The organism is Microvirga subterranea, assembly GCF_003350535.1.
GTDB classification, from domain to species: Bacteria; Pseudomonadota; Alphaproteobacteria; order Rhizobiales; family Beijerinckiaceae; genus Microvirga; species Microvirga subterranea.
Window position 1 is genome coordinate 1 of sequence record NZ_QQBB01000018.1, and the last position, 21,047, is coordinate 21,047.

Consider the following 21,047-nt stretch of genomic DNA (forward strand, 5'->3'; position numbering starts at 1 on the left):
CCTCCAATCCGCACCCTTCACTGGCAGAGCAGTTCGATCTGCTTGCTGCCTGAACCTGTGACGGAGCGTCGGCCGTCTTCGCGTCCCTGCTCGAAATTTGCGACACATCCGCTGGGGAGCGGCCCCGATCCATTTCCCGATCCTCGTCCCATTCCTCCCCTACCGGTGCCGGGCCGGCTCGATGTGGCGGCGATCCGGCACAGGACAGGCCTGGCGCAGCCGGCGTTTGCGCGCCGGATCGGCGTCTCACTGGCCACCCTGCGCAACTGGGAGCAGGGCCACCGCTCCCCGACCGGACCGGCCCGGGTGCTGTTGGCGCTGGTGGAGCGCAATCTGCTCATCGTCGAACAGACCCTCAGCACTTGACGCAAGACTGTGCTGGTGGAGGGCTACTCCTGATGGCGATGTGCGGCTGCGCCGCAGTCCCGGGGCGGCTGAGAGGCGTATCCTGTTCTCGTCTTGGGCTTCCCAGTTCCAAGCAGACGGAGCGGGGGCAGTGCGCGGAGGAACCGCCTGCCCCCGTTTTCTTCTTCCCTTGCGGAACTCAGACGATGCCCCAGGCGCGGTAGCGGGTGCGGCCGGTGAGTTCGCGCGGGAGCGCGCCGCCAAGCTGTGCAAGCATCAGGTCGACCGCCTTGGGCGTGACCTTGAGCAGCTTGGCCGCGAGCGGCCCCGTCACCAGCGGGCGCGACAGGAACAGCTCGACCAGCTCCGGCAGCTTGGAGTTGGAGCGGGTCCTGGCTGTCACCCGGCTCATCAGCTCGCGGGCGAGGACGAGCCGGTCGAGATCCTTGTGGGCAATCGCCAGCGCCTCCTCGAGCACCTGGCAGAAGCCCTCCAGCTTCTCTCGTGCGCCTTCCCGGCCCTGCGGCCGGAACTTCGACTGTTTGAACCCGGCCGCGAGCGGCAGCAGGTGAGACGTGAGCCCCCTCGCCCGCAGGATCGATGCGGCCATGATCAGGCCGAGCCAGGGCAGGCGGGTGTAGAGATTGAGGTCGAGCCAGGCATTCCCCGCCACTGCTGCAGCTGCGATTGCCGGCCAGTGGCTGGTGCGCTGGACCACATCCAGCCAGAGGTCCTCGGCCTCGTCCTCGTCCTGATCCGGATCGTAGACCAGGTGCGAGCGGCTCTTGCGCAGCGGGGTCTCGCCCGCGAGCACCTGGTTGGTGCGATCGAGCAGAGCATCGATCTCGGCAAAGTGCGCCATCCACGGATCGGCATCATTGGCATAGAGTGGATATGCGTCCTCATCATCCGGGTTCGGCTTCTTGCCCTTCGAGCGGACGATCGTGTTCTCGGCCACACCGCCGATGCCGCGCAGGGCGGCGAGACCATCGATGGATAAGGGCCAGGGCGCCTTCCGGGCCAGGGCGGTGCGGCGGGCCCGCAGGGCGGAAGCGGCGCGGGTGAGTTCGTGGGTGGGATGGCGCACGTCCATGCCGGCATCGTGCAGCACCAGGTCACCGACATCGACAAGGTGGCCGTCGAGGATCAGGACGCGCACCGCCTCGGTCATGTCGCAGCGCGACTGCCAACCGGCAGCCAGACCGGAGGCCTCCAGTCGGGCGTCAAACTTGAGGATGCTGATCGTGATCGCCTCAAGCCGTCCGGCGATGATCTCCCACGGCAGCTCTGGCAGATCGTAAGTGCGGGGCCCCAGAAACGGCTCGTCGTCAAAGTCCCCTCCCCTGCTCCCGAAAGCCACGCTTGTCCCCCAAGCTAAGTTGTTGATCTAATAAGCTGTAGCTTAGCAGAGAGAAGCGAAGCAAGGCATTGCTACAACGAAGGGTGAGACAATCCAGCATCCTGCAAAGTGGCCTCCGCCCGATCAGGAACGGTGTGTCGAGCGAGCCGTTCTGGAGGCGCTTCGACGAGCCGTGAGGCGCTGAATGGCTCGAGAAGCCTTTGTTTTAAGCCAGTTCGGGAGGCCTGTGGGAAGTCCTTCCTTCCTGGGCCGGTTAATAAAACGGCTAGAGAGACGTCCTCAAACGATCCTTTTCTCGTGATCGCAAAGTATGTACAAAGCACCGAGATTCCTCGGAAATTTACACATGGCTCCCTCCCCTACTCGGCAACGCCTGATTGGTTACGCCCGCGTCTCGACCGAGGAACAGGCAACCGATGCTCAGCTCGACGAGCTCAAGGCTGCCGGCTGCGCGGTCATTCACCAGGAACACGGGTCCGGCGCCTCCCGGGCTCGTCCGGTTCTCTCCCGACTCATCCGCGAGATCTCGAAGGGCGACGTTCTTGTGGTCGTTCGGCTCGATCGCTTGGCCCGGTCGGTTAGCCACCTGCTCGAAGTGATCGAGACGCTCGAGGAGAAAGGTGCCCACTTCAAATCCATCAGGGATCCGATCGATACGTCGACGCCGCAAGGCATGTTCTCTCTGCAGGTTCTCGGCGCCGTCGCTCAGCTGGAGCGATCGTTGATCTCGGAGCGCACGAAGGCTGGCATGAAGGCGGCAGCGGCTAAGGGGAAGAGGCCGGGGAACCCCGGTTTGCGGGAGGGACGGCCGGAGGCGATCCGCAAGACCGCCCTCGCCCGCGACCGCGTCTATCTGGGCGACCTTTTGACCGCAGTTGATTCCTTCCTTCCCGTTGTCCGTCAGATGCGGCCGGACCATAGCTGGCGAGATGTCGTGCAGGTGCTGAATGCACGCGGCCAGCGGTGGACAGATCAAAGCCTCCGGAGGGCAATCAAGCGATTGGTCGCCGAGCGGATGGCTGAGCTGGAGTTGTTACAGAAAGCTAGAAGACGGCCGCCGGACGATCGCATCATGACCCTGATTGCCGGTATTGCGATCTCTAACCCGAACCTCACCCTGCGTGAGATCGGCGTTCAGCTCGAAGGAATGCGGGAGCGGACGCCACGAGGGGGGAGAGAATGGAAGGCCAGCTCGGTCAAGTTCCAACTCGACCGGGCCCGCAAAATGGGCCTCGCAGTCCCTGACATCCAGTGAGGGCGCTGCTGTCACCAGGTTTTGCGTTCGAGGTGCGACACTTGGATAGCTTGTGCCACCCTTGGTAGATCATGATGAACTGCCAACAGGTCCTGGACAGGTCGCCGGTAGGTCAAATTGACCTGTGAGCCACAGCTTCCATAGCCGCGATGGCGCTTCTGCTGGAGCCGGCTCTCCAGTGCTTCGAGCGCCCTCCCCTGATCTTCGTAGATCTCTACACATTGGTGGAGGGGCCTCCCGATCCCGCTCCACTCGCCGACTCATGCCGCTGCAAGGATGCTGCCTGCTCCCCGCCGCTCACCACGTTTCACCCTGGTCCATAGATGCCATCAGCTCGCCGGCGATCCGTTGAAGGGCATCATCAAGAGGCGACCCGCCTCTGCCAGTGCCTTTTGGCCGGAGCCCCCTCCCCTGCCCTCGAGCGAGCCTGCGCTTTACGAGCCGCGTCGCCTCTACCGCGAGATAGGCCAGCTCCTGATCACGCATGCTATCCAGGAGCTTGTCGATCTCAGGCCTTGTTGCCTTCGCGCCGAGTGTGCCCAACGACACTGGCTCCGGCGCCTCGATCTCCTCAAGCACTGGCTTCGGCGGGGCAGTTCGGCGTGTCGGTTTGGAAGGTGGCGGAGGTGCCCCGAACAGGTCCCCTTGTCGCTCATCGCGGACCAGGTTTCGCGCCATGCCACCTCCAGCCTCATCTCGCTTTGTTAACCATACTTGGTTGAGGGCCTGTCCAGAGCAATCTCACAGCCGTACCTGCCGTAGCCTATTCGTAAAAAAGTGGCCTTCGCCTGGATGTTCCGACAGGTTCGGTTATCGTGAGCCCGCTCGCAGATTATTCTGTTTCCACCATGATCCCAGCAAGTCACTTCGATCACCCGGGACGGACACGTTGGCCAGTTCCGCAGCTCAGATTAGGTGCGCAAAGCAGTTTGCCGCTCTGGCGGTCGTGCTTCCTATGAGGTCAGCCGATAGCCGTGCCGAAGTCCTGACCGACGCTGATGTGGCCACCCTCAAGCATCTCGTCGCTACCGGGAAGGAACGAATACGCTTCGCAGTCTCGCCTCCGACCTGACCTATCTCGAAGCGTGGTGCCGGGCTGCAATTGGGTACCCCATCCCCTGCCCTGCTGATCCCGAAAATGTTTGGAAGTTTGTCGCTCATCACATGTGGATCCCGATCAGAAAGCCGTTAATCGGGCCCACGGCATGCCTGAAGACGTATGAGGAACTTAGACAACGCAAGATCCTGAAGGTCGATAGACCTAACGCCGCTAAGACCGTGCCGCAGGGCCTATCCCACTGGGCGACCCTGCACCAATAGAAAGGTGTTGCGGCGCCATTTGACCATCCAGATATCCGGAAAGCTGTTCGTCTGGCGATGAGGGCCTCGGCACGCGAACCGCAGCGCAGGAGCCGCAAACCCGTCACCCGCGATGTTCTCGATCGACTGCTGGCGACCTGTGGCGGCTCAAGGACCATCGACCTGCGCGATGGGGCCATCCTTCTGATCGCGTTTGCCGCGGGTGGGAGGCGGCGGAGCGAAGTTGCAGGTCTGAGCCACGCCCAGATCAGCGTGGTCGATCCGATCAAGCTCAAAACAGACGATTCGGCGTTGCCCACTGTACCTTGCGTCCGTATTTCGTTAGGACGAACGAAAACCACCACGGCACGGCAGGGCGCTTTTGTCTTCGCCGCAGGGCGCGCGGCTGTCGCGCTCCACGACTGGATGCAGCACGCCAAGATCATGTCGGGGTTGATCTTCCGAGAGGTCCGCAAGGATGGCTAAATCGGCGACACCCCTCTGACAGCCCAGTCTGTCAATCTCAACTTGAAGAAGCGCTGCGAGATGGCCGGATTGAATCCAGCGGATTTCAGTGCTCATGGATTGCACTCAGGCTTCCTCACCCAGTAGGGTCGGGACGGCATCCCTCTGGTCGACGCCATGCGTCAGTCGTCCCACAAGTCCGTACAACAAGCGGCCCGCTACTATGACGAGCAAGACCATGCTCACAGCCGATCCATCAGGATTGGCCTCTAAGCAGCGCTGCCCGTCTTCTCAGCTGAGAAGTCGCCGTCTCTTTGTCCCAACCCCCAGCATACCCCTCTGGGAGACCCTCCCGCGAAGAGTTCTCAGCTGAGAAGTCAGATCCACCGACTTGCACCCGCTCAGGGGCTTTCTCGTCGAAACGTGAAGGCCCTCATCTCCCAGTTTTCAGCGAAGAAGTCCTTCCTGTGCGGTCCACCTCGATCGGTGTGCGGGCCAACCCTCAGTCGCCACATCAAGGCTGTCACTTCTCAGCTGAGAAGTCATCTCATCGTCACTGCGACTCGGTGAGTGCCTGTCAATACCCAACGGACAGGGGGACCGTCACGCCGAAAGTTCTCAGCTGAGAAGTCTTAACCCCGCGGTTTGATCAGGCATCAATTGTGGGGAGGGTAGGGAAGTCCATAGCGGAGTCGTCTCTGCTGAGAAGTCATCCAGTCACGCAATCAGGTCAATGCGGATCGGTTTACTGGGGAGAAATTCTAAGAGAACGAGGGGGTAGGATGATGCCGGAGTGGGCTCTCTTCGCGAAGTTCTCAGCTGAGAAAATTGTGAAAGTCAGAGGCCGGAAGTCCAGGGAGCCAAACGCGGAGGAGGGAAGTAAGCCTCTTAGAAAATCTCAGCTGAGAAGTCAGGGTAGCTTCCTGGGCTGGATGGAGCTGCGTCATGGGCGAATCACGCAATGGATCACCGCGAACGTCGCCCACGGGTTCTGAAACTTCTCAGCTGAGATGTCTGAGGCACGCAGACCCGAGAGCACAATAGCCACAGGAAACCGACGACCCTGCAATCATTTATGTGCAGGCTGAAGAATTTCATACCAGGGCCCAACCTGGGAACGGGGTTTATTAACCATTTGTAAGGAATTGCCCCCTTTAGTAACGGATGACGGCGCCAAAAGCGCCCACTATCCGTCTGAAGGAGAGCCCCGGTGTCTCTGCCCCAACCCCAACCTGACCAGCACTCTTACGTTGACCAGGAGGTCATCCGTAGGCATGCCAACAACCTGTCAGCCCGCCTGCATGCACAACGGGTAAGGCAGAACCATCCAGGCATTCAGAAGCGCCTCCGCAAGTTTACCTCAGGCGAAGTGGCCAGGATGATTGGGGTCGCAGACAGCTACCTGAGACAGCTCAGCATCGAAGGGAAGGGCCCCCCGATCGAAGTGGCTCCAAACGGCCGGCGGCTCTACTCGGTTGAGGACATCAATGCTCTGCGTGCCTTTCTCGATGGCGCTGATAAGGCCCGTCGCCAGTACGTCAAGCACCGCTCCGGCAGCGAACACCTCCAAATCATCAGCTGCGTCAACTTCAAGGGCGGCAGTGCAAAAACGACCACCACGGCGCATCTGGCCCAGTATCTCGCTCTCAACGGCTACAGGGTTCTCGCTGTTGACCTGGATCCCCAGGCGAGCCTGACCGCAATCCACGGGCTGCAGCCTGAACTGGATGTGGGTGAGAACCAGACCATGTATGGCGCGATCCGCTATGCGGCTGATGCTTGTCACCCTCGCGAGGTCATCCAGAGAACTTACTTTCCAGGGCTGGACCTCATTCCTGCCAATCTCGAGCTGACGGAGTTCGAGACCGAAACCCCGATGCACCTGAGAAGTCACAATAGGAACACGTCGGTGATGTTCTTCGAACGGGTTGGCCTAGCCCTTTCTGCTGTGAGTGACGATTATGACATTGTCCTGATCGACTGCCCACCGCAGCTCGGGTTCCTGACGATGTCAGCCCTGAGCGCGTCGACGGCCCTTGTTGTCACGGTACATCCGCAGATGCTGGATGTTATGTCCATGAGCCAGTTCCTGAAGATGACTTCGGAGATGCTTGATGTCGTCCAAGGAGCGGGAGGCAAAGTTCAGTACGACTGGATCCGCTACCTGGTCACCCGGTACGAGCCCAGCGATAAACCGCAGACAGATATGGTCGATTTCCTACGAGAGATGTTCCAGGAACATGTCCTCAAGAATCCCGTCCTCAAGAGCACAGCCATCTCAGATGCTGGCATCACGAAGCAGACACTCTACGAGGTGCCCCGTGAAGATTTTTCCAAGGGAACCTACGACCGTGCAATGGACTCGTTGAACAGCGTGAACGCCGAAATCGAAGAACTGATCAAGTCTGCTTGGGGGAGAGTCTAATGAGCAAGCGTGACCGTAAAGCCTTCCTTTCTGGGGACACCAATGACCTCGGCACTGCGGCGGAGGTTGTTGCCGGGACTGAGCACAGGCCAACTGAGAAGGCGGCAACCGAAGGATCATGGCTCCGGGGTATGACATCGGGCCTCCGTCCTCAGACGAGCCCCAACAATCCGATCGGCGCCATGCAAGAGGTCATTCAGCGGCGGCTCGAGAACGCGGGTCCTGAAGTGGAAGCGATCAAGGCCAAACTTGAGGCCGGTGAAACCATCGTCGAGCTGAGTCCAGACATCATCGACCCGTCCTTTATTTCCGACCGGATGGAGATCACGGACGCCGAAGTCGACGACCTCGCTGAGCAGATCAAGGATCGAGGCCAGCTAATTCCGATCTTGGTTCGTCCCCACCCAGAGCGGGAAGGGCGCTATCAGGTTGCATTTGGCCATCGCCGCCTGCGTGCCCTAGCTAAACTCGGCCAGAACGTTCGGGCGGTTATCAAGAAGCTCACCGATGCGGAGTTGGTGGTCGCCCAAGGTCAAGAGAACAATGCCCGCCTTGACCTGAGCTTCATTGAGAAGGCACGCTTTGCAGCCGAACTGGAACAGCAGGGGTATGACCGTGTGACGATCTGCGCCTCCCTTGCGGTTACAGAGAACAATCTCTCAACGATGATCTCGATCGCTAACAGGATCCCAAAGGACATCATCTCCGGGATCGGTAAAGCACCTGGCATCGGTCGCCCTAGATGGAGTGAGCTACTCACCATCCTCAAAGAAAAGGATAAGGTGAAGCGTGCAATCGCTTTCGTCAAAACCGACGAGTTTAGGTCGGCTTCCTCGGACGACCGCTTTGTCGCACTGCAGGCTCACCTGACGAAAAAGCAGCCGTCAGAGGCGATCTCTCGGATGCCCCAGCTGCAGACCTACCTGAACGACTCATTCGGTCGCAGACGGGTCAGCATTAACACGACCGAGACGCGCTGCACGATCCAGATCGATAAGCGCGATGACCCTGAATTTTCTGACTTCATTGTTCGAAAGCTGGAGGACATCTGCCGCGAGTACGACGCGTCGAAGCAAGCGGCCGAGTAGAACAAAGGAGGGCAGGGTGGGGATTGCCTCTCTGCCCTTTCCTATATGCCTCATAACCGTGGAGCGGCGTATACACTTTGTGGCGGTCTTCAAACCATCGTTTGCTGACGTGGTTAGAGAGCTTCTCTTTAACCAGCCGGAAGGGGAGGGGCTATCTTCAGGCCAGCTAAAATGGCTTAAAGCAAGGGCTTCTGAGCACATCGCGCGGCGCTGGGACCTGATGCAAGCTACTTGATCAAGGTCCGGCGACCCCTCGGCCGCAAGCGGATGAAGCACCGCCGCTCATCCAATCCGCAGCCGTAGGTCTCACCGTAGCGAAGCCTTGCCTCGCTTCTTACAAACAAGCTATGCTATGATTCAGCAATAACTTAGCTTTGTGTGGGGTAAGCGTGGCATTCAGGGATCGGGAGCCGGACTGGGATAAGCCACCGCTGGTGGCCCGCACCTACGCTCTGCCCGATCTGCCATGGGAGAGGATCGCCGGCCGGCTCGAGCAGGTCGCCATCGCGGTCCTGCGCCTCGACGCCCGCCTGCAGGCGTCGGGCCTCTCCGCCGGCTGGCAGTCACGCTGTGACCTCACCGAAGCCGTGCGGGCGCTCATCCTCGACGGGCAGCTGGTCGATGTCGGCGATCTCGTGCTGCACGACGCCGGCATGGACGTGCGCCATCCCACCCACGAGCTCACCCGCGCTGCCACCGCCCTGCGGGCCCGGCGCACCACCCTGATCCGGCCAGCCCCGTGGCCGCTCTCCATCGACGGCCTCTCGGCCCTGCGCGGCATTGGACCGCTGGCAGGGGAGGAGAGGGGCACGCCAAAGGGCAAGCCCGACCCGGACGATGAGGCAGCGTATCCGCCCTTTGCCCATGATGCCGATCCCTGGCAGGCGCACTTTGCCGAGATCGACGCCCTGCTCGAGCGCACCAGCATCCTGCTGGCCGGCGAGACGCCGCTGCCCAAGCGCCGCTCGCCGCTCGTGTACGATGCGGAGGTCGACGAGGCCGAGCACGAGGACCTCTGGCTGGATGTGGTCCAGCGCACCAGCCCCTGGCCGGCCGTGGCGGCGGCAGCCATTGCCTGGGATGCTTGGCTCGATCTCAACCTCTATCCCCGCCAGCCCTGGCTCGAGTTGATCCTAGCCAGCGCGACCCTGCGGTCGAAAGGCCTCACTACGCATCTGCTGCCACTCGCGGCCGGCTTCAAGCAATCGAAGTTCCGGCCGCAGGGGAGGGAGGGGGCGCTGGAGAAGCTCGAGGGCTTCTGCAGTGTGGTGGAAGAGGCGGTCGCCATCGGCCACAAGGACCTCGACCGGCTGATCCTCGCCCGCGAGCTGATGAGCCGCGTCACCGCCAGATGCCGCTCCAGCTCGAAGCTGCCGCAGTTGGTGGACTTGTTCCTGTCGCGTCCCCTGGTGACGGTGCCGCTCGCGGCCAAGCTGCTGCGGGTCACGCCCAAGGCGGTCGACCTGATGCTGGCCCAACTCGGCGGGGCACTGCCGCGCGAGCTCACCGGCCGCTCGCGCTACCGCGCCTGGGGCATCGTCTAAGTCAGCCGCGCTGCTATCTCTGAAGGACGAAGTCCGTCGGGCGATCGCTCGCCCCTTGGAGGAACCATGATCATTCTTCATACCTGGACCACCCCAAACGGCCGCAAGGCCTCCATCATGTTGGAGGAGACCGGGCTTTCCTATGAGGTGCGGCCGGTGAATATCGGCAAGAACGAGCAGTTCTCGCCCGACTTCCTCGCCATCTCGCCCAACAACAAGATCCCGGCGATCATCGACAAAGAGGCCGATGACGGCCCGCTGACCCTCTTCGAGAGTGGTGCCATCCTTACGTACCTCGCCGAGAAGAGCGGCCGCTTTCTCGCTCCCTCGGGACCGGCCCGATACAAGGCGCTGGAGTGGGTCTACTGGCAGGTGGGCGGCCAGGGGCCCATGCTGGGTCAGCTTGGGTTCTTCGCCAAACGCTCGGACGAGAAGGCACCACTCGCCATCCAGCGCTTTACGGACGAGGCCGATCGTCTGCTCCGGGTGATGGAGCGGCGTCTGGCCGAGGTGCCATATCTGGCAGGCGCGGAGTACACGATCGCCGACATTGCGGCATATCCTTGGACCGTAGCGGCGACGACCTTTCTCAAGGATGTGCTCGCGGACAGTCTTGCGACCAAACCAGCGCTTAATCGCTGGTTGCAAGTGGTTGGAGAGCGTCCCGCTGTCCAGCGCGGAATGGCGGTGCCGAATCCTCAAGGATCATAGATCTGAGCGGCCCTTGAATACACGTCTCGCTGCGACGCTAGTGGGACGACGAAGCGTCCTCTCGATCTCGCAAGCACCCCGTCAGTTAGGACTGACGCGGCAATGTGACGAGCCTTCTACGCTTGGGTTCCGCAGCGGCGCTGCCCATATTAACCCTATGCCGCACAAAGCTTCTTTGCCTCTGACATTTGACCTGTTTGAGTACGCGCCGACGATATCACCACCTCCGTCCGCATCCGCTCTCACCGCTGCCAAACCAGCGGAGGCGGCTAATCTGTCTGACGCGCAATTGACCGAAGGGCTGGCCAATCTCCTGGGTGAGCTGCAACGCCGGATGGAGGCGAACCAAGGCCATCGACCGGAACTGGAGAAGGCAGTACGGACTGCCCTCAGAGTGCTCAAGCGAGTGAGCCCGCAGGTCCCGAGGTCTGCCCGACGCCACCGGGTGACGAACGCGCCATCCCTGCAGGAGGGGCAGCGCAAGGCCGTGCGAGCCGCGCTACAGGCCGGGGTGGCCCCCGGTCAGGTTGCCAGGCACTTCGGCCTCTCTCTTGCGGCCGTACGCAAGGTGCTCACCGACGCCGCATGAGCCTGCCCGCAGCGCTGCAGCTCAGCTGCAGCTCATCGGCTTTATTTAACCCTTGTGGCCAATGGATCAGGCCAGCTTAGCCAGCACCGGCGGCAGACGGTGCACCCATGGGTGAGCCTGCTCCAGCTGAGCCGCAAACGACAGAAGGGTGGTTTCCTCGCCGAAGCGGGCGACAGCCTGCACTCCTACCGGCAGTCCGTCTGCGGTCCAATGCAGTGGCAGGCTCGCCGCAGGTTGCCCAGTAATGTTCCACATCGGCGAGAACGGCATGAATCGAAATGCGCGATCCGCCGCCTGCCGCAGGAGCGATCCATGACGGAGGTACCGGCCAACGCCGAGGCGGGCTGCCAATACCTGCAGCGCCGCCTCCAGCCCACGTGGATGAAGCTCGCCGTGCCGGACTGGAGGGCTGGCCAGCGTTGGCGTGAGCAAGAGGTCATAGGTCTCGAAGAACACCGCAACCTGTCGGGTGGTCCGGTGCAGCCGCTCCAACGTGACAGACAACTCCGCGGCCGAGAGGCCGCGGCCCAGCTCACGACACAGCCAGGTGCTCTCCTCGACCTCCACCTGGCGGGCTCTGGTGCCAGTAATCTCCTCCGCAAAGGCAAACTCCTGCGAGACTGCCGCTAAGAATGCGATCAGGAACCAGCTGAAGTACTCGTCCGGGAATTGAGGTGCGGCTTCCTCGACATGGTGGCCCAGCTCCGTGCAGAGCGTCGCCGCCTGCTCCACCGCCTTCCGACATTCTGGGTCGACCGCAGCCCCGTTCGGAGCTACCGCGCTGAAGGCAATCCGGAGGCGGCCCGGCGGGGATGCCACCGCGTCGACAAACGGCCGCACCGGCGCAGCGATGCCATAGGGGGCTCCAAGATCAGGACCCGCAATCGCGTCCAGCAGGTAGGCAGAGTCGCGAACACTGCGGGTCACGGCATGTCCGATGGTGGCACCATGCCAGCCCTCACCGATATACGGCCCGTTCGGAGTTCGCCCGCGGGACGGCTTGAGGCCGAAGAGCCCACAACAAGACGCCGGGATCCGGATCGAGCCGCCTCCATCGGTGGCATGCGCCATCGGCACCGAGCGCGCGGCCACATGCGCGGACGAGCCTCCCGATGAGCCACCGGTGGTGCGGTCCAGCGCCCAGGGATTGTTGGCGCGACCAAGGTGTCGCGGCTCGGTGACCGGCATAAGTGACATTTCGGGCACTTTGGTGCTGCCGATGATGATCAGCCCTGCGGCCTTGAATCGGCGGACCATCTCGCTGTCCTGCGGGGGCACCCAGCCGCGCCAGATGCGGCTGCCGTTGTGATACGGGATGCCGGCAGCAAAGTGCATGTTGTCCTTGAGGAGAAACGGCACGCCGGCAAAGGGGCCGTCGCGGAGGGGCTCACGAGCCGCGCGCCGGGCCTGATCCAGCGTCCATTCCGTCATGCCAGCCAGCTGCGGCTCAACCTGCTCCAGCCGCTCAATCGCCACATCGACGAGCTCAGTGGGGCTGACGTGGCGTTGCCGCAGGAGTTCGGCAAGCGCTGTGGCGTCAAAGGAGATGTAATCCGCGGCAAGGCTCATCGCGGCTCACCTGAGCTGGGGCCGGTCGAGAAAACCAAAGATCATGCGCTGGGAGCCCCAAGCCGCGGCATGATGAACATCGCCTACCGTGCGCCATACGCCATGAGATACAGCAGAAGCGATGGAGGTAAAGCGCCACTGCCACCGGGCGGCTCGCGACGTGCCTTAATCTCACAGCAACTTCACTGAGCCTGCGGACAGAGCCGGAGGTCACGCCGAGAGAAGACCCCTACGGGCGATGCGCTCCTGGAACGCCAATGGGCGCAGAAGGATTGATCCCTCAGCTCAATGGTGGAGGCGCCCATGACTGGCTTCAGGATTTCCTCAGCAGCAGTGCTCCTGACCAGCGTCACTCTCTCCGTTGCCGCAGCCGAGAGTGCGACTACCGAGGACCCAGTCTCGGATACCGCTTGGCAGCATCACGTCTGGTCGCAAAAGTTCGACATGATGCCCGATCCAGACGCAACTGGATCGATCGCCCCTCATGCCGTTTCGGGCGGGGACGCCAGACAAACAGGATGCGCCCCGGCAGGGCTGAGGTTCAGTAGTCCACCTCTTCCGGATTGGCGTATTGGAACCTGTTCATAGGCTAGGGACAAGCGGTACGGCTGTACTCCAATAGCCTTTCCAAAATTGGAGAAGGATAGGTCTGTGCACATATTTGGAGCCTTCGAGTTGGATAGCCAGCTCGGCACTCCCGACAATCCTGCTGGCGTCAGGATTGCTTTTCTGCGCTACACCCGGGGCGAGGATGGCCGCCTGTTCCTGACGTCCGGATGTACCTCCTTCGAGGGAATCGAAGGACAAATCAACTCATTGCAGGACGAACTCGACGAACTGCGCGAGAGAGCCCGCCGGGCCTTCCAGGTTCCATGACAAAGGGAGAGAACCTGCCGCTGACGCGCCGTACCCCTGTTTAATCGTTAGCTGGGGAGACCTTGATCACCGGCATGATGCAGCCGTGACAGGGTTGGACGACGCGAAGACTTAAGGTTCCTCAGGCTTTGGCCGTAGACATCACCTGCTAACAATACCCCGAGCCACGGCGCCCCTGGGCCCATACTCCCGGAGGATCGCAGAGCAAGCTTTGGCCTTGCCCATCGCATCGTATCGCTTCCACATCTGATCCATCGCTTTGGGCAGTTCCGGATCTTGGAAAACCGAGACCACTGGTGTCTCTGACACTCGCTCGATGTGGTCTGTCAGCTTTTCGAGGTTCACCTTGTAACCGCAAACCCGCTCGCCGTATTTCGTGCTGATGATCGGGGTCATGCCGGCGGAATTGTCCTGGGCCCAAGCAGATCCCGCGAACCCCAACGCGATCAATGGCAACACGGCTCGTTTCATGATGTTCTCCCCTCAGGTGAGCGGACTTGGCGGCACTATAGAGAGCTGATCAGTGCCCTGCCCCAAATTTGCAAGATGCTACCGGTTCCGAAGCCCCATCCAGAGTTCGAGGCTTGAAGGACAGCCTCATTCGCCAGGAGGAGCACGAACCCGATGGCGAACATGTCCGTCCAGGTGTCAAACACCCTTCGGACCTGACGGGTCTGCGGGACCGAGTGGAGCTCGAGACTGGTGAGGCTTCCGAGTTCGCGGAGTGATAGGAGCGGCCTCAGTGCCGCCGTCTGGCCGTCTAACAGCGATCAGAAAACGGGAGCAGGCGGTTCATCCGCGCGCTGCCCCCGCTCATGCTGCTTGGGACAGGGAAGCCCAAGACGAGAACAGCATACACCTCTCAGCCACACCGGGACTGTGGCGCAGACGCACATCGCCATCAGGAGTAGACTGCCTCACCGCAGCAGCCTTGTGTCACGTGCCCAGTGTCTCTGCGACGATGAGCGGGTTGCGCTCCACTAGCGCCAGCAGCACCTGGGCCGGCCCGGTCGGGGAGCGATGGCCCTGCTCCCAGTTGCGCAGGGTGGCCAGCGACACACCGATCCGGCGCGCAAACGCCGGCTGCGCCAGGCCCGTCCGCCTGCGGATTGCCGCCACATCAAGCCGGACCGGAACCGGCCGGGGAGGGGACGAGGATCAGGGCGCAGATCAGGGGCGCTCGCCGGCTCGGGTTGCGCGAGCGCATCGCTCAGCCCGCCCAGGAGCCGGTCATACTCGTCTTCAGATCTCAAAGCGCGTGCCCTTTTCCTTAGCTGCGGTGCGTCGGTGACAGACTCTGTCTCTGACCGTGTCCGTCACCGACGGACTGCGTCTGTGCCAAACATGCGTCAGCGACGGACACGGTCGATGATGCCGGCGCTCTACCACGAATCCGTCCCATTCCTCAGCCCTGATCCACAGGCTTTCCCGTCAGGAGATCTCATGCCCAAGCTGATCATGGTATGATCATGGGAGCCTCCGTCCTCGCGCTGGCGCCGCTCGACACCGGCCATGCCCGACGGGCAGGCAGTGGGGGCTGACGCCCGGATCGCGCAGATCCAGGCCATTCTCGATGACGAGGACGAGGGGCTGCTCGATGATGACGGGCTCAACGATGAGCAGGACGAGTCGAACAGCCAGAGCGACGTCGAAGACGATGAGAACCAAGATGATGAGTTTAGCTCATCAGGAGAGTGGGGAACATCAACCTGATGCCGGAGGAGAACCGCGGCCCATAGCCGTGAAGCCTCACGGCCAAGCTTGCTCGAAGTCCGTCGCAGATCAAATGAGCTTGCGAATTGCGAGCTCGTTCTTCAGGTACGCATAGTAGATCGGGGCAGCTACCAGACCGACAAGCCCGAACAGCGCTTCCATGACCAGCATGGCCAGGAGAAGCTCCCAGGCCCGGGCGCTGATGTGGGCGCCCATGACATGGGCGTTCACAAAATACTCCAGCTTGTGGATAGCAATCAGAAACACGAGCGAGCTCACCGCCAGCAGAGGAGACACACTGAGGCTGACAACGACGATGGCGGTGTTGGAGATCAGGTTGCCGATCACCGGCAGAAGGCCGGCGATGAAGGTCACCGCGATCAGGGTCTTGGTGAGGGGAAGCTGGACACTGATCAGCGGCACCAACACAAGCAGATACAGGCCCGTCAGGAGGGTATTCAGAGCCGAAATGCGAACCTGCGCGAAAACTACATTGCGGAAGGCGGTCCTGAGCAGGCGGGCCCGTTCCATCAACGCTTGCGTCAGAGGACCAGTCTCGGACTTGCCGGCCTCATGGCTGACGGCAACCATGGCGCCGATGACCATCCCGATAATGATGTGGACCAAGGCCCACCAGACGTCCTGGCCCACCAGCCGGAGCTGGCCCGCGTTCTCCCGCAGCCAAGCGGAGGCGGTGCCCTTCAGTTCCTGTGGATCAGCAGGAATGTAGCTGCGAAGCCAATCGGGCAGCAGGGGACGGGCGCTCTCGATCACCTCGGCCATGCGGCTGAGAAGAATCGCCAAGCTGTCTGGTCCACCCGACAGCAGGGCCACGAGCCCGAGGATCCCAGTCCCAATGACAACGACCACGACGGTGGCGAGCAGCGAGACGACCACGATCTTACCGACGCGGCGAGTCACGAGGGTACTGGGCCGGGGAGCGAGCGTATGCACCAGTTCATGGACCAGGAGACCCGCCAGAAGTGAGGTGAGTAGGCCAAACTTGAGCGCCCCGAGCAGAGCAACGCCTGCGAGGACCTGCGTCACCGTTGTGAGCCCGAGAGATCGGCTCGAATCGGTGCTGAGCGGATCGGACTTCTTGGACGAATGATCGCGCCCGGAAATGTCGAGCATCGCACACCTTCGAGAGGGTGGAGACCTCAATTGTGCCCACCATATGATGAGCTGTCGATCAAATTCACTGTAGACGCACTCCGAGCCGAGCGGCCGGAGCAGTCAGCCCAACCCTGTGCTTCGTTCACCATCTTACGTCGATCGTACTTGTCGGTCGAAACCACTGTTTCGGACGGGGGATGACACAGTGCTATTCGGAACCCTGCCTTTGTGGATCAGGGCTGTCCTTCGGAATAGCCGTGTTACTCTTTAGACGGTGCCACGTCTCGATCATCATCAGCAGCGATGGTGGCCTTAGTCTAAGCAGGAACTACCAAATGAATAACGTACACACCTTGCTGACCCCTAAACCCGCCGATTCCGATCACCACGGCTTGGACCTTATCGCGGCTGTCCACCTTAGTTGCGGGTCCGAAGCTCATTGATTGCCGCAATCAGATCCGACTGATACTTTTCGCGCAACAGCACAATCACATTCTCCGCCGATCTTTTCCCAATCTTGCCGGCAAAGAAGAGACGCAGTCTCTCCTGGTCTGATCGGCAGCTGTCCAGAGCCTCCTGTGCAAGCGCGTCAGGCAACTTTTGCGATTTCAGCCAAGGCCTTACAAACGAGGCCGCACAAGCCTGCCAACGATCATTGAGTGGCTGTGCCTCGCTATAAATTGCTAGTGCGTCGAACTCATCTGCGCCCGCCGACGTGGCGGCGAAGAGGAATACTGCAAGCAGCCCAACAGCAATTCCATTGAGACAACCTGCGTCTATGGATTTGGGGTGCAGAGAGATATTCCGGCGATCCAGATTCCCGAATGCTTCCTTCTTAGCCGCCATCCCATGCCCCCACTCAAACTGCACCGTCTGAGAAGCAGATTAACGATCTCTTGCCTTCTGCGGCAATACTCAAGCTGACTTGACGCGACTGTGCCAAAATGCGCTTTGGACCGCCAAGAGCTTATGGAGTTCAGAAGCAGGTCAACACGGCAGCCACCCAATCTGGGAATCAGAAAGAAGCGTCCGCCGAACGACTGGAGATAGTGGAGTACCGGTCGAAGTGTTGTTCAGACGGGTCAGGGGAGGGAACTGGCCTGGACTGCAGAGCTGCTGGAGGATCTGCCTCCTGGCCATTGACCGCCGCCGTTCTTCGCCCAGGAGCACGGGTTCCGAACGCTTGAAGAGCTCTGCCATTGGCTTGGCGATGCGCAGGTGAGAAGCAACCGCCGCAGCGGTTCACTCACGACAGGATCCTGAACCACCTGCGACACTTCCCTGAGTGGCTCTCCCACATAAACCCGCCACGAACAGGATAACCCTCCACGGGCTTCAGGACTGTAGTGACATCGAAAGATCAACCTCTGACTGGAAGGAACCCGCCCAGAATGGTCTGGGCGGGCATTCTTTTGCTCAAGCATGGCTCGGCTGAAACCCGCTCACGGCCGCGGGAGTTGGACAGCCGCAAACACAGGTTAATCGGAAATCGGGTTGTTGCGGAGCAAGCGATGCTAATTGACGAAGATCAGCATGGTGGAACAGCTGAGCCCAATAGCCTGATCTTTTCTCAGACGCAGGTGAACCATATTCTCGGCTCCTCGCTGGCCAAGCTGTATCAGGACCTGATGAAGGCACCCATTCCCGAGAAGCTTCAGGCTCTTCTGGATCAGATCGGGGCTGGCGCAGCATTGGAGCCCGAAGCTGGCGGCCGTTTCCTCGTAGGACATGCCCTCCAAGCGATGTCACGTTAACCTGAGAAGCCAATAACACCCTTGCTTCGTTGGTTTCAGGCGAGCACGCCGGCCGCGCCTTTCCATGCCGCCATAGCCTGAAGGCGGTGAAGGTGGGTGGCGAGGGCAGAGCGGTGCGAATGGGGCGGAACGAATAGGTTTCTGACGGCTGAAAACACAGAGGTGAACCGCTGCAGACCTCCGACGGATCGAAAGCCCTGCATCATTCGCTCCCGCTTTCTCAGTGGGAGATGCGAATTCTCAGCCCGGTTATTCAGACCCTTATGCGAGCCATGCTCGACCCTTGGCATAACGTGACAGCGGGCGGCAGCATAGGAGCCCAGCTTGTCCGTGATCATCCGCCGCGGCGGGGAACCCTGCCTCCTCAACAGGCGCTTCAGCAAGCGTTTGGCCGCTTTGATATCGCGCCGCGCCTGGACAATCTCATCGAGGACATAGCCATCCTGATCGACGGCGCGCCAGAGCCAGTGCTTTTGGCCGGCAATGGTGATCACGACCTCATCCAAGTGCCAAATATCGCGGCGACTCGGCCTCTTGCGTTTCAGGCGGCGGACGAAATCCGGTCCAAACTTCAGAGCCCATCGCCGGACGGCCTCATAGGAGACGAGGATGCCGCGCTCGAGCAGCATCTCCTCAACCAGCCGCAGGCTCAATGGGAACCTGAAATAGAGCCAGACCGCGTAGGCGATGATCTGGGGTGGAAAGCGGTGGCGCTTGTAGCTGACGGGCTTGGGCATGCCGGCCCATCTACACGGCTTGCTCTCATACTCGTGTTAATGTGACATCACCGGTTTATTGCACAAACCTTGCGCGCTCCCCAAGTTCGGACCCGATTTCGCCCGCCGCCTAAGGCGCAAGAGACCGAACCGTCGCGATATTTGGCACCTCGACGAGGTCGTGATCACGATCGCGGGCAAGAAGCATTGGCTCTGGCGGGCGGTCGATCAGGACGGCTATGTGCTCGATGAAGTCGTCCAGAGCCGGCGCGACACCAAGGCAGCCAAGCGCTTGCTGAAACGACTCTTGCGGAAGCAGGGCTGCCCACCTCGGCGAACGATCACGGACAAGCTCGGCTCCTATGCCGCTGCCCGACGGCAGATCATGCCAGACGTCGAACACCGCTCGCACAAGGGGCTCAACAATCGGGCGGAGAATTCACATCTCCCGTTCCGCCGGCGAGAACGGGCGAGGCAAGGCTTTCGATCACCCAGAGGGCTACAGAGGTTCGTCAGCGTGTTCTCTGCGGTCCGCAACCTTTTCGTTCCACCCCACTCCCGCCGCTCTGCCCGTGCTACCCCCCTTCACCGCCTCAACGCCATGGAGGAGTGGAATGTCGCGGCGATTGTTGCCGCTTGAACTGTCATGCGGCCGGAATGGCCTCAATGCGCCCGATGCGGGTTAACGTGACAACACCGGCCAGCGATCATCCGCGGCCAATCGGTCAGGAACCAATGATGGGCGGACCGCGGGTGAGACATCGACATCAGCGCGATTTACGAAGATTATGAAGGCCTCCTTCGGGCTTGTATCAGGACGGGAACGACGTGTCCGGCGCGGCGAATACCGCACCGGGATTGAGGATGCCGGCGGGATCGAAGGCCTGCTTGATTTGCCGCATGAGGCGAAGCTCGGCCGGGTCCGCAATACGGGCGAACGTCACGGGCTTGAGACGGCCGATCCCGTGCTCCGCGGAGATGCTGCCGCCGAGGTCGCAGGCGAGGGCGTAGACCGCAGCGTTCACCGCGGCTCCCTGCGCCGCGAGAGCATCCGTGTCGGGAAAGAGCACGTTTACGTGAATGTTGCCGTCCCCGACATGGCCGACAAACAGGGGGCGCGCCGCGGTAAATTCAGCACCGAGGCGAGCGGTGACGCGGGCGATCAGGGCCGGCACGTCCTCAGTGGCGACACTGACGTCGTGGGACGCAGTCGGGCCAGCCAGACGGTTCGCCTCGGAGACAGCGAAGCGCAGGTACCAAATTGCCCGCGCCTGTGCCTCGCTCGCCGCGATCACGGCGTTAACGACAGTTCCGGCCTCGATTGCATCGCCCAGGGTGGCTTCGAGACGCGCAGACACGGTCCCCTCGCTCTCACCGCCGATCTCGGTGAAGACATACCACGCGTGAGGATGGGCGAACGGATAGCGCGCCTGTGGGAAACGGGCGCGCACCAGATCCATCTCGGCAGCGCACATCAGCTCGAAGGCGAGAATTTCCTCGCCGACGGCTTCGCGCAGAGCGCTGAGGAGACGAAGGGCGTCGTCCGGGCTGGCGAGAGCGGCGAGAGCGCTTCCCCGTGCAGGCGGCGGGCGCACGATGCGCAGGGCCGCGGCAGTGATGACCGCGAGCGTTCCCTCCGAGCCGACGAGGAGATGGCGCAGGTCGTAGCCGGCGTTGTTCTTGCGCAGGCGCTTCGGCCCGCGCACGATCTCGCCTGCGGCCGTGACGTATTCGAGGCCGAGAACGAGATCGCGGGTCATGCCGTGGCGGATCACGTTGATGCCGCCCGCATTGGTCGCGACAAGGCCGCCGATCCGGCAGGAGCCTTCGCTGCCGAGGCTCACCGGGAACTGGCGACCGGCCGAAGCGGCGGCTTCCTGCACGGTCGTGAGGATGCAGCCCGCTTCGGCGATAAGGGTGTTGCCGACCGGATCGACGGCACGGATGCGGTCGAGGTGCTCGAGGGAGAGCACCACCGCGCGACCGGAGGCATCCGGCGTCGCGCCGCCGGAGAGGCCGGTATTGCCGCCCTGGGGCACGATGGGCGTTCCCGTCTGCGTCGCCCAGCGCAGGATCGTGGCGACGGCCTCCGTCGTACGTGGCCGCATCACCGCTGCCGCCGCGCCGGTGAAGCGGCCGCGCCAGTCGATCAGGTACGGCGCCATCGCCGCCGGATCGGTGATCACATCGTCGGGATTGAGGAGGCCCGCGAGGGGATGCAT

The 21,047-nt window shown here is 61.7% G+C and carries 18 protein-coding genes and 1 pseudogene; 11 read left to right on the forward strand and 8 right to left on the reverse strand.

The window, feature by feature from the left end; translation table 11 throughout:
* On the forward strand, positions 1 to 366 hold a 366-nt coding region (locus tag DES45_RS23275; RefSeq protein ID WP_281024114.1), incomplete at its 5' end, for a helix-turn-helix domain-containing protein.
* A gap of 178 nt (positions 367 to 544) precedes the next feature.
* On the opposite strand, the gene DES45_RS23280 is transcribed toward DES45_RS23275, so the two are convergent.
* Positions 545 to 1,705, reverse strand: coding sequence for an RHE_PE00001 family protein (locus DES45_RS23280; protein ID WP_245571861.1), 1,161 nt, complete (start codon positions 1,703 to 1,705; stop codon positions 545 to 547).
* 346 nt (positions 1,706 to 2,051) lie between these two features.
* On the opposite strand from DES45_RS23280, the gene DES45_RS23285 reads away from it, so the two are divergent.
* The 6 genes from DES45_RS23285 to DES45_RS23325 all read left to right on the forward strand — a co-directional run bounded on the left by DES45_RS23285 (position 2,052) and on the right by DES45_RS23325 (position 10,492).
* Positions 2,052 to 2,960, forward strand: a complete 909-nt coding sequence (locus DES45_RS23285) for a recombinase family protein (RefSeq protein ID WP_114773120.1) — start codon at positions 2,052 to 2,054, stop codon at positions 2,958 to 2,960.
* 1,377 nt (positions 2,961 to 4,337) lie between these two features.
* Positions 4,338 to 4,745, forward strand: coding sequence for a site-specific integrase (locus DES45_RS23295; protein ID WP_114773124.1), 408 nt, complete (start codon positions 4,338 to 4,340; stop codon positions 4,743 to 4,745).
* Between the two features lie 1,189 nt (positions 4,746 to 5,934).
* Positions 5,935 to 7,149 (forward strand): plasmid partitioning protein RepA, encoded by a 1,215-nt coding sequence (gene repA, locus DES45_RS23310; protein ID WP_114773129.1) that lies wholly within the window; start codon positions 5,935 to 5,937, stop codon positions 7,147 to 7,149.
* The gene (gene repB / locus DES45_RS23315) at positions 7,149 to 8,237 is read left to right on the forward strand and encodes a plasmid partitioning protein RepB (protein ID WP_114773131.1); all 1,089 of its coding nucleotides are present in this window, start codon (positions 7,149 to 7,151) and stop codon (positions 8,235 to 8,237) included. Before repA ends, repB begins: the two co-directional genes overlap by 1 nt.
* Before the next feature lie 434 nt (positions 8,238 to 8,671).
* On the forward strand, positions 8,672 to 9,781 hold the full coding sequence (locus DES45_RS23320; protein ID WP_245571862.1) for an RHE_PE00001 family protein: 1,110 nt from the start codon (positions 8,672 to 8,674) through the stop codon (positions 9,779 to 9,781).
* Between the two features lie 66 nt (positions 9,782 to 9,847).
* Positions 9,848 to 10,492 carry a glutathione S-transferase N-terminal domain-containing protein gene (locus DES45_RS23325; protein WP_114773133.1) on the forward strand — a complete coding sequence of 215 codons (645 nt, stop codon included), beginning with the start codon at positions 9,848 to 9,850 and terminating at the stop codon, positions 10,490 to 10,492.
* A 655-nt stretch (positions 10,493 to 11,147) separates the two neighbouring features.
* On the opposite strand, the gene DES45_RS23335 is transcribed toward DES45_RS23325, so the two are convergent.
* Positions 11,148 to 12,650, reverse strand: coding sequence for an amidase (locus DES45_RS23335; RefSeq protein ID WP_114773137.1), 1,503 nt, complete (start codon positions 12,648 to 12,650; stop codon positions 11,148 to 11,150).
* Between the two features lie 675 nt (positions 12,651 to 13,325).
* On the opposite strand from DES45_RS23335, the gene DES45_RS23340 reads away from it, so the two are divergent.
* Positions 13,326 to 13,526, forward strand: a complete 201-nt coding sequence (locus DES45_RS23340; RefSeq protein WP_245571863.1) for a hypothetical protein — start codon at positions 13,326 to 13,328, stop codon at positions 13,524 to 13,526.
* A 141-nt stretch (positions 13,527 to 13,667) separates the two neighbouring features.
* Here DES45_RS23340 and DES45_RS23345 read toward each other — a convergent pair whose 3' ends face one another.
* Together DES45_RS23345 and DES45_RS23350 are read right to left on the reverse strand one after the other, a co-directional pair.
* Complete coding sequence (locus tag DES45_RS23345; RefSeq protein ID WP_114773141.1) at positions 13,668 to 13,997, reverse strand: hypothetical protein; 330 nt, start codon at positions 13,995 to 13,997, stop codon at positions 13,668 to 13,670.
* A gap of 465 nt (positions 13,998 to 14,462) precedes the next feature.
* On the reverse strand, positions 14,463 to 14,645 hold the full coding sequence (locus DES45_RS23350; protein WP_114773143.1) for a helix-turn-helix domain-containing protein: 183 nt from the start codon (positions 14,643 to 14,645) through the stop codon (positions 14,463 to 14,465).
* 393 nt (positions 14,646 to 15,038) lie between these two features.
* On the opposite strand from DES45_RS23350, the gene DES45_RS23355 reads away from it, so the two are divergent.
* Complete coding sequence (locus DES45_RS23355; RefSeq protein WP_114773145.1) at positions 15,039 to 15,239, forward strand: hypothetical protein; 201 nt, start codon at positions 15,039 to 15,041, stop codon at positions 15,237 to 15,239.
* A 69-nt stretch (positions 15,240 to 15,308) separates the two neighbouring features.
* On the opposite strand, the gene DES45_RS23360 is transcribed toward DES45_RS23355, so the two are convergent.
* The gene (locus DES45_RS23360) at positions 15,309 to 16,373 is read right to left on the reverse strand and encodes an AI-2E family transporter (protein ID WP_114773147.1); all 1,065 of its coding nucleotides are present in this window, start codon (positions 16,371 to 16,373) and stop codon (positions 15,309 to 15,311) included.
* A 399-nt stretch (positions 16,374 to 16,772) separates the two neighbouring features.
* Positions 16,773 to 17,201, reverse strand: a complete 429-nt coding sequence (locus tag DES45_RS23365; RefSeq protein ID WP_147282491.1) for a hypothetical protein — start codon at positions 17,199 to 17,201, stop codon at positions 16,773 to 16,775.
* A gap of 545 nt (positions 17,202 to 17,746) precedes the next feature.
* On the opposite strand from DES45_RS23365, the gene DES45_RS23370 reads away from it, so the two are divergent.
* Positions 17,747 to 18,109, forward strand: a complete 363-nt coding sequence (locus DES45_RS23370; protein ID WP_114773151.1) for a hypothetical protein — start codon at positions 17,747 to 17,749, stop codon at positions 18,107 to 18,109.
* 35 nt (positions 18,110 to 18,144) lie between these two features.
* Here DES45_RS23370 and DES45_RS23375 read toward each other — a convergent pair whose 3' ends face one another.
* A complete protein-coding gene (locus DES45_RS23375) occupies positions 18,145 to 18,846 on the reverse strand; it encodes an IS6 family transposase (RefSeq protein ID WP_114773153.1) in 702 nt (233 codons plus the stop codon).
* 79 nt (positions 18,847 to 18,925) lie between these two features.
* On the opposite strand from DES45_RS23375, the pseudogene DES45_RS23380 reads away from it, so the two are divergent.
* A pseudogene (locus tag DES45_RS23380) lies at positions 18,926 to 19,465 on the forward strand (IS6 family transposase); the annotation flags it as partial.
* 172 nt (positions 19,466 to 19,637) lie between these two features.
* On the opposite strand, the gene DES45_RS23385 reads toward DES45_RS23380, so the two are convergent.
* Positions 19,638 to 21,047, reverse strand: a complete 1,410-nt coding sequence (locus DES45_RS23385) for an FAD-binding oxidoreductase (RefSeq protein ID WP_114773155.1) — start codon at positions 21,045 to 21,047, stop codon at positions 19,638 to 19,640.

Coding starts and splice junctions, on each gene's coding strand:
- DES45_RS23295 (WP_114773124.1), top strand. CDS start 4,338: ATGAGGGCCTCGGCACGCGAACCGCAGCGCAGGAGCCGCAAACCCGTC.
- DES45_RS23360 (WP_114773147.1), bottom strand. CDS start 16,373: ATGCTCGACATTTCCGGGCGCGATCATTCGTCCAAGAAGTCCGATCCG.
- DES45_RS23345 (WP_114773141.1), bottom strand. CDS start 13,997: ATGAAACGAGCCGTGTTGCCATTGATCGCGTTGGGGTTCGCGGGATCT.
- DES45_RS23365 (WP_147282491.1), bottom strand. CDS start 17,201: ATGGCGGCTAAGAAGGAAGCATTCGGGAATCTGGATCGCCGGAATATC.
- DES45_RS23355 (WP_114773145.1), top strand. CDS start 15,039: ATGCCCGACGGGCAGGCAGTGGGGGCTGACGCCCGGATCGCGCAGATC.
- DES45_RS23370 (WP_114773151.1), top strand. CDS start 17,747: ATGGTCTGGGCGGGCATTCTTTTGCTCAAGCATGGCTCGGCTGAAACC.
- DES45_RS23285 (WP_114773120.1), top strand. CDS start 2,052: ATGGCTCCCTCCCCTACTCGGCAACGCCTGATTGGTTACGCCCGCGTC.
- DES45_RS23335 (WP_114773137.1), bottom strand. CDS start 12,650: ATGAGCCTTGCCGCGGATTACATCTCCTTTGACGCCACAGCGCTTGCC.
- DES45_RS23375 (WP_114773153.1), bottom strand. CDS start 18,846: ATGCCCAAGCCCGTCAGCTACAAGCGCCACCGCTTTCCACCCCAGATC.
- repB (WP_114773131.1), top strand. CDS start 7,149: ATGAGCAAGCGTGACCGTAAAGCCTTCCTTTCTGGGGACACCAATGAC.
- DES45_RS23325 (WP_114773133.1), top strand. CDS start 9,848: ATGATCATTCTTCATACCTGGACCACCCCAAACGGCCGCAAGGCCTCC.
- DES45_RS23385 (WP_114773155.1), bottom strand. CDS start 21,047: ATGCATCCCCTCGCGGGCCTCCTCAATCCCGACGATGTGATCACCGAT.